We start from the raw sequence: 7,338 nt of genomic DNA, 5'->3' as shown, positions 1-7,338 counted from the left end.
GCGTCCTGAAGCTCAGCGAGTCCGCCGCGCTGCTCGCGACCATGGCGATCGCCGCGTCGAACTTCGTCTGGCTCCCCATATCCGGCGCGGCCTCCGATCGGATCGGCCGAAAGCCGATCCTCGTCGCCTTCACCGTTCTTGCGCTCCTGACCGCCTACCCGGCGCTCGCCTGGCTCGTCGCCGCGCCGAGCTTCAGCCGGACGATGGCCGTCGAACTATGGCTGTCGTTCCTGTACGCCGGCTACAACGGCGCGATGGTCGTGGCGCTGACCGAGGTCGTGCCGGCCACAGTGCGCACGGCGGGCTTTTCCCTGGCCTACAGCCTCGCGACCACGCTCGGCGGCTCGTCGCTCGCGATCTCCACCTTCCTCATCGAGCGGACCGGCGACAAGGCCGCGCCCGGCTACTGGATGAGCTTCGCGGCGCTTTGCGGGCTTGTCGCCACGCTCGCCCTCTACCGCGGGCGGGAGACGAGCCGCCGGCTAGCGCCGGCGACCGGTTAGCGCGGAACGCGACCGGTCGGAGGGCCGGTCGTCGCTTGCGGGCCCGGTGTCTCGCGGACCCGCCCGTCACATCGACGCCCCGATGAGATCGAGCGAGCGGTCGACAATGGCGCGTGAGGCGTCCGAGGCTGGTATTTCCAGGCTTTTCCCCTGCACGTTTGCGAGGAACGCGTAGAGCCCGTCCCGGCTCTCGCCCGCGAGAATCCGGTCGCGCAGCTGCTCGGCGTAGGCGAACAGCTCGCCTTCGTTGCAGTCCGCCGGCAGGTCCCACAAGTCCTTCATGATGTCCACGACAGCGCTGATCCGAGCTGTCTTGTCCTCGGCCGCTGCCGCGATCGCGCTCCGGCGCGCGCCGGTCGCTCCCCACGCGCCGCGCCAGGGGGTCTCCCGCACGGGGGTCAGCGGCGGTTTGTCCTCCGACCAGGCCAGAAGGTTGTCGAGGAGGCACTGGGCCATGGCGTGACGCGTCTTCACTGAGGCCGATCCGACATGCGGCAGCAGTACGACATTGTCGAGCGCGATAAGCGCGGTTGGGACCTTCGGCTCGTTGTCGAAGACGTCGAGGCCGGCCGCCAGGATTGCGCCGCTTCTCAGCGCCTCGATGACGGCCTGCTCATCGACCAGCGATCCGCGGGCGATGTTGACGAGCACGCCATCGGGCCCGAGCGCGCGCAGGACCTCGGCGTTCACGATATGGCGGGTCTCGGACCCGCCGGGAGCGGTGACCATCAAAATGTCGCAGGCCTCGGCCATCCCGGTCAAGGTCGGATAGAAGCGATAGGAAACGTCCGGCTGGGCGTGGCGGCCGTGATAGACGACCGAAAGCCCGAACGCCTCGGCGCGGTGGGCGATCGCCTTGCCGATCCGGCCGAGGCCGAGAATCCCCATGGTCCGCCCGCGCAACGACGCGGTCAGGGGAAACGACGCCTTCAGCCATTGCCCGGCGCGAAGATAGCGCTCCGCCTGCGGAAGCCGGCGCACGGCCATGATCGTCAGCCCCATCGCGACGTCGGCGACCTCGTCGTCGAGCACGCCCGGCGTGTGGGTGACGATGATCCCGTTCTCGCCCGCCCACCTTGCGTCGATGTGATCGTAACCGACGCCGAAGCTCGCGACGATCTCGAGCTTGGGGAGCCGGCGCATGAGCGCCTCGTCGATACGGCCATGACCGCCGGCCGACGCGATCGCTCGGATCGCTGGTCCGTGCTTGGCGAGCCACGCCTCGGGGTCGGGCTCGAGCCACAGCCGATGCAGCGGCAGCCGCTCCACGATCAGGTCGGCGACCACGCCCATGCCGGCCGCGGGCATGAGAACGTCGAGTGGCTTCATGCGATCCGCCCTTTCCGCTTTCCTGGCTCGGCCGGACGTGGCACATGCCACGGCCATGGCCAGCCTCGACGCCATTGCTCCCGAGCGACGGCGCCCCATCGTGCGGCGCCTTATGCTACAGGATTTCCGCTCGTACGCGGCGCTCGATTTGAGGATCGGCGGCCGTCTCGTCGTCCTATGCGGCGAGAATGGCGCCGGCAAGACCAACCTCCTCGAGGCTCTGTCGCTGCTCGCGCCCGGGCGCGGGCTGCGCCGGGCCGAGCTCGCAGAATGCGCGCGCCGGGAGGGCGCCGGCGGCTTCGCCCTGTCGGTCGAGGTCGAGGAGGATGGGGAGACCCGCCACCTTGGCTCCGGCTGGAGCCCGGCGGACGCGAACGGCGGCGCCGAGCGCAGGAACAGGATCGACCGGGCGCCCGTTTCCTCGTCGCGCGCCTTCAGCGACCATGTCCGGGTCGTCTGGCTTACGCCCACGATGGACTCGCTGTTCTCCGGACCGGCGAGCGAGCGGAGGCGGTTCCTCGACCGGTTTGTGCTGGCGATCGACCCGAGCCACGGCGCGCGGGTCAACGCCTTCGAGCGCGCGTTGCGCGGCCGCAACCGGCTCTTGGAAGAAGACCGGCGCAACGCCGCCTGGCTCGACGCGGTGGAGCGTGAGGCGGCGGAACTCGGAGTCGCAGTCGCGGCGGCGCGACTCGAATGCGTGAGCCGCCTCGAGGCGCTCATCGCCGCCGAGCGCGACGACGCCTCGCCCTTCCCCTGGGCGCGGCTGGCGCTCGAAGGCGAGGTCGAGGCGCTGGCCGCACGCGGCCCAGCGCTCGACGCCGAGGACCGCTACCGCGCGCTGTTACGCGACAATCGCAGCCGCGACGCGGCCGCCGGCCGCACGCTGATCGGCCCGCATGTTGGGGATCTCGCCGTCTGGCATGGCCCCAAGGACGCGCCCGCGGCGAGCGCCTCGACCGGCGAGCAGAAGGCGCTGCTGGTCGGGCTGGCGCTCGCGCACGCGCGGCTCGTCGCGGACATGTCGCGCATCGTCCCGATCGCGCTCTTCGACGAGATCGCGGCGCATTTCGACCCTCGCCGCAGGGCCGCCCTGTTCGATGCGCTCGGGCGTCTCGGCGGCCAGGTGTTCGTCACCGGCGCAGACCCGGCCGCCTTCGCCGATCTGGCGCAGCGGGCGGAGACGTTCGAGGTTTCTGCCGAGACCGGCGTACGAACGAAGGCTCAGGCGTGACCGGCGTCGGACGACAGCATCCCGGGGTGGACGCCGAGCGTGGCGAGGGCCCGGTCGTATTTGCTGCCGTCGTCGGCGCCGAAGATGAGCTCCGGATCGGCCCGGCAGGTCAGCCAGCCGTTCGCGAGAATCTCGCTCTCGAGCTGGCCCGAACTCCAGCCGGCGTAACCCAGCGCCAGGACGGCGTGCGCGGGGCCGGTCCCCTTGGCGATGGCGCGCAGAATATCGATGGTCGCGGTCAGACAGACGTCGTCGGCGATCTTCACCGTCGAATCGGTGGCGCCGTAGTCGGCGGAGTGAAGCACGAAGCCCCGGCCCGTTTCCACCGGCCCGCCGTGCACCACGCGCACCGCCCTCGCCTGCAGCGGAAGCCGGATCGCCGGTTCGGGCACGATGCCGAGTTGGGCGAGAAGCTGGGCGAAATCGATCTCGTCGGCGCGCTGGTTGATGATCAGCCCCATGGCGCCGTCCTCGCGATGGGCGCACATGTAGACCACCGAGCGGGCGAAGGGGCCCTCCCGGAGCGAGGGCATCGCAATCAGGAACTGGCCTTCCAGACTGGTCGGCGGCGGAGGGTCTGTCCGCTTCATTCGCGCCTCCGGGATCGCGCGCGGGATATGACGGGTTACAGAATGGTAGTCGAATTCCAATCATGGGTATAGGAGCGCGATGACGCACGCAGAGCGAGCAGCCCGCAACAAGGGATGGACGCGCGGGACCACGCTTGTGTTCCTCTCGGCCTTGTGCGCGCCGGCGATGGCGGCCGACGCCTACTCGACCGATTGGGCGAAAGCCGCGAAGTCGGACGCTCGGCTTCTGGCCGCGGACGGCGCGCTCGCCGGCTTCGAGATCAGGCTCGCGCCGGGCGCCATCACCTACTGGCGCGACCCGGGCGAGGCCGGCGTTCCCCCGACCTTCGACGTCTCGGGCTCCGACAATGTGGCGAAGGTCGAACCGGTATTCCCGGCCCCGAAGCGGATCAAAGAGCAGGACGGCAGCGAGGCGTTCGGCTACGACGGCGGGGTCGTCATTCCGCTGAAGGTCGAGCCGCGCGATCCGGCGAAGCTCGTCACGCTTCAGCTCGACGCCAATTACGCCGTCTGCGAGAAGCTCTGCCTGCCGGCCCGGGCGGAGCTCACGCTGACCCTTCCGGGCGCCGCCTCGCCCTACGCCTCGACGGTTCAAGCGGCGCTCGCGGCCGCGCCCCGTCCGGTTGAGCCGGCGGCTTTCGGCGAGTTCAAATCCGACGGCGCGGGCGCCTGGCGGCTGTGCGCGGCGCATGAGGCAGGACCGCCGCGCGACCTGTTCGTCGAGCCGCCGGAAGGCTGGTGGGTGACCGCCGCCCCGGCGCCGGGCGAAGGAGCCCAAGACTGCTTCGCGCTCACGCTGCGGGACATGCCCAAGGGCGCCGCGCTTCCCGCGCCCTTGCGGCTAACGATGACCGGCGGGACGGGCCCGGTCGAGACGTCGGTGATCGCCCGATAGGAGCGGCGCGCAGTTTTGGCGCCGCGGAAGCCTTTTCAGTGTCTTACGCGCAAAGAATGGTCACAAATTCGGTTTTCCGGGCTACGGGAATAAACAAAACAAAATACTAATGTACAAATAGCTGGCTTCAAACGCGAACCTTTATCGCCAGCCGACCGGTTGATTCCCAAACAGCGAAGGCGGGCATTTCTGTCTTCTGAATCATCAGACGACATTCGTTCGGCCTTGGCAAGACAATGTTGGCGCGCGCCGGCGGCCGCGGCGGCCAAAAACCCTGGCGCTCGACGCGGCGCTCTTTGCCGCACAGCGCTTCCGGGATACGAGTCGCCATTCCCATCGGGAGCCGCCATGCCTCGCGTCCGCGCCAACGCCATCGACATCGCCTATGAGAGCCTCGGGCGCCAGGGTGACCCGACCATCCTGCTGATCCACGGCCTCGCCACGCCGCTGACCGGCTGGCCCGACTCGCTCTGCGAGGGGCTCATCCGGCGAGGGTTTCGGGTCGTGCGTTTCGACAACCGCGACATCGGCCGCTCGACCTTCTTCGACGCGCTCGGAATTCCGGACATCGGCGCGATGATGGCCGCGCTCCAGTCAGGCCGGCGGCCGATCCCGCCCTATCCACTCGACGCGATGGCCGCGGACGCGGCGGGGCTCATGGATGCGCTCGGAATCGTGCGCGCCCATATGGTCGGCGCCTCGATGGGCGGCATGATCGCGCAACTCGTCGCGCTCAATCATCCGGAGCGGACGGCGAGCCGCGTCTCGATCATGTCCTCGACCGGCCGGCCAGGGCTCGCGCCGGGCAAGCCCGAGGCCATGCGGGCGCTGATGGCGATGCCGGCAAGCCCGGCGCGCGCCGATCGCCTCGCGACCGCGGTCGCAGCGGTGAAGGCGATCAGCGGCCAGGGCTTCCCGCAGACCGACGCGGAGCTCGTCGCCTACCCTGGGGCGCAGCATCGACGCCACGCCCTACGATCCGCCCGCGGCGGCGCGGCACATGGCAGCCGTTATCTGCGCCCCGCCCCGCCACGAGCGGCTGAAGGAGGTCCGCGTCCCGGCGCTCGTCATTCACGGCTCGGACGATCTGGTCCTTCCGCCGGCGCACGGCGAGGACACGGCCAACAGCATCCCCGGCGCGAAACTCATCGTCGTTCCCGGCATGGGCCACGACTTCAAGGAGGCGCTGATGCCGGTCTGGATCGAGGCGATCGGGGATTTCGCGGCGAGAGCGCAGAAGCCCCTTTGAGGCCTCCGCTCCGATCGTCTATCCTTCCGCCAGTCCGAGCGGGGGAAACACGCCATGCCTCAGGTCCGAGCGAACAAGATTGATATCGCCTACGAGAGCCTCGGTCGCGTGACCGACCCCGCGATCCTGCTTATCATGGGCTTTTCCGGCGCGTTGGTCGGCTGGCCGGATGCGTTGTGCGAAGGGCTCGCCGCGAAAGGCTTCCGAGTCATCCGATTCGACAATCGCGACATCGGCCGATCGACCCATCTCGACGCGCTCGGAAGGCCGGACCTCCAGGCCATGTTCGCCGAGGTCACGGCGGGCCGGCCGGTCGCCGCGCCTTATGCGCTCGACGACATGGCGGCCGATGCGGTTGGGCTCATCGACGCGCTCGGGATCGACCGCGCCCACATCGTCGGCGCCTCGATGGGCGGGATGATCGCGCAGCTTGTGGCGATCAATCACCCGGCCAAGGCGAAAAGCATCGTTTCGATCATGTCGACGACCGGCCGTCGCGACCTGCCGCCCGGCAAGCCCGAAGCGTTCGCGGCCATCATGACCCCGCCGGCGAGCCCGTCCCGCGAGGATCGCATCGCGCGCGGCCTCGCAGTCTGGCGCGTGATCGGCAGTCCCGGATTTGCTGCGACCGACGAGGAATTGACCGCCTTCGTGACGCGCAGCGCCGACTACGCCCCATACGATCCGGCCGGAATCGTTCGCCAGATGGCGGCGGTCCTCGCCGCCCCGCCGCGCGACGAACGGCTGCGGTCGGTCCGGCTGCCCGCGCTGGTCATCCACGGCGACGCCGACCCGCTGGTCCCGATATCCGGCGGCGAGGACACGGCGCGAAGCATCCCCGGCGCGGAACTTCTGATCATCCCGGGCGCCGGCCACAACATCAACGAAGCCCTGACCCCGATTTATCTCAAGGCGATCGGCGACTTCGCGGCGAAGGTCGAGGCCGCGGGTTGAACGCCGTCTTTACGCCTGTCGCATCCTCGGATTAGTCTTTGGCGAAGCCGCCGCGGAGGCGGCATGACCGAGGACTGCCCATGACCATCGCCGTCGGCGAAAGCCTGCCCAACGTGACGCTCACCCTCGTGACCCCGGACGGCCCGAAGCCGGTCGCGACCAAGGACTATTTCGCCGGCAAGACCATCGTCCTTTTCGGCCTGCCCGGCGCCTTCACCCCCACCTGCCACAAGAACCATCTGCCGGGCTTCATCGCCAACGAGGCGGCGTTCAGGAGCAAGGGCGTTGACGCCATCGCCATGACTTCGGTCAACGACCCGTTTGTCCTTTCGGCCTGGGCCGAGGCCACCGGCGCGGGCGGCCATGTCGACTTCCTTGCCGACGGCAGCGCGATCCTGGCCAAGGCGCTCGGGCTCGACCTCGACCTCACCGAGCGCGGCATGGGCGTGCGCTCGAAGCGCTATTCGATGTATATCATCGACGGCGTGGTGAAGGAGCTCAACATCGAGCCGCAGCCGGGCGTCGCCGACCTCTCGAGCGCCGAGCACGACATCGGGACCGCGTATGGCGTCGTGAAACAATCT

At 69.3% G+C, this 7,338-nt stretch carries 8 protein-coding genes; 6 read left to right on the top strand and 2 right to left on the bottom strand.

Annotation, left to right across the window (positions count from 1 at the left end; translation table 11 throughout):
* Positions 1-503, top strand: a 503-nt coding sequence (locus ACLP25_RS20915; protein WP_442471076.1) for an MFS transporter, incomplete at its 5' end; no start/stop codon positions are given.
* Positions 504-569: 66 nt separating this feature from the next.
* Here ACLP25_RS20915 and ACLP25_RS20910 read toward each other — a convergent pair.
* Positions 570-1,832: a 2-hydroxyacid dehydrogenase gene (locus ACLP25_RS20910; RefSeq protein WP_442471075.1), complete on the bottom strand. Its 1,263-nt coding sequence runs from the start codon at positions 1,830-1,832 to the stop codon at positions 570-572.
* Positions 1,833-1,887: 55 nt separating this feature from the next.
* Here ACLP25_RS20910 and recF point away from each other — a divergent pair, with 55 nt between their 5' ends.
* The gene (gene recF, locus ACLP25_RS20905) at positions 1,888-3,066 is read left to right on the top strand and encodes a DNA replication/repair protein RecF (protein WP_442471077.1); all 1,179 of its coding nucleotides are present in this window, start codon (positions 1,888-1,890) and stop codon (positions 3,064-3,066) included.
* Here the strand turns inward: recF and ACLP25_RS20900 are convergent.
* Entirely contained in the window at positions 3,057-3,656 is a 600-nt protein-coding gene (locus tag ACLP25_RS20900) for a YqgE/AlgH family protein (RefSeq protein WP_442471074.1), read from the bottom strand. The two genes, recF and ACLP25_RS20900, sit on opposite strands and share 10 nt — an antisense overlap.
* A gap of 79 nt (positions 3,657-3,735) precedes the next feature.
* On the opposite strand from ACLP25_RS20900, the gene ACLP25_RS20895 reads away from it, so the two are divergent.
* The 4 genes from ACLP25_RS20895 to ACLP25_RS20880 form a co-directional block, all read left to right on the top strand.
* Complete coding sequence (locus tag ACLP25_RS20895; protein WP_442471073.1) at positions 3,736-4,551, top strand: protein-disulfide reductase DsbD domain-containing protein; 816 nt, start codon at positions 3,736-3,738, stop codon at positions 4,549-4,551.
* A 348-nt stretch (positions 4,552-4,899) separates the two neighbouring features.
* Positions 4,900-5,883, top strand: a complete 984-nt coding sequence (locus ACLP25_RS20890; RefSeq protein WP_442471072.1) for an alpha/beta fold hydrolase — start codon at positions 4,900-4,902, stop codon at positions 5,881-5,883.
* Complete coding sequence (locus tag ACLP25_RS20885) at positions 5,855-6,754, top strand: alpha/beta fold hydrolase (RefSeq protein ID WP_442471071.1); 900 nt, start codon at positions 5,855-5,857, stop codon at positions 6,752-6,754. Before ACLP25_RS20890 ends, ACLP25_RS20885 begins: the two co-directional genes overlap by 29 nt.
* Positions 6,755-6,834: 80 nt before the next feature.
* Positions 6,835-7,338: peroxiredoxin (locus ACLP25_RS20880; protein WP_442471070.1), on the top strand; the 504-nt coding region annotated here is incomplete at its 3' end.

The sequence above is a fragment of the Roseiarcus sp. genome (genome assembly GCF_052145395.1).
GTDB lineage: Bacteria > Pseudomonadota > Alphaproteobacteria > Rhizobiales > Beijerinckiaceae > Roseiarcus.
This window is presented reverse-complemented; position numbering and strand designations above follow the sequence as displayed.

Bases quoted from the DNA above. Each gene is read 5' to 3' on its own strand.
- ACLP25_RS20910 (WP_442471075.1), bottom strand. From the start codon at position 1,832: ATGAAGCCACTCGACGTTCTCATGCCCGCGGCCGGCATGGGCGTGGTC.
- recF (WP_442471077.1), top strand. From the start codon at position 1,888: ATGGCCAGCCTCGACGCCATTGCTCCCGAGCGACGGCGCCCCATCGTG.
- ACLP25_RS20900 (WP_442471074.1), bottom strand. From the start codon at position 3,656: ATGAAGCGGACAGACCCTCCGCCGCCGACCAGTCTGGAAGGCCAGTTC.
- ACLP25_RS20895 (WP_442471073.1), top strand. From the start codon at position 3,736: ATGACGCACGCAGAGCGAGCAGCCCGCAACAAGGGATGGACGCGCGGG.
- ACLP25_RS20890 (WP_442471072.1), top strand. From the start codon at position 4,900: ATGCCTCGCGTCCGCGCCAACGCCATCGACATCGCCTATGAGAGCCTC.
- ACLP25_RS20885 (WP_442471071.1), top strand. From the start codon at position 5,855: ATGCCTCAGGTCCGAGCGAACAAGATTGATATCGCCTACGAGAGCCTC.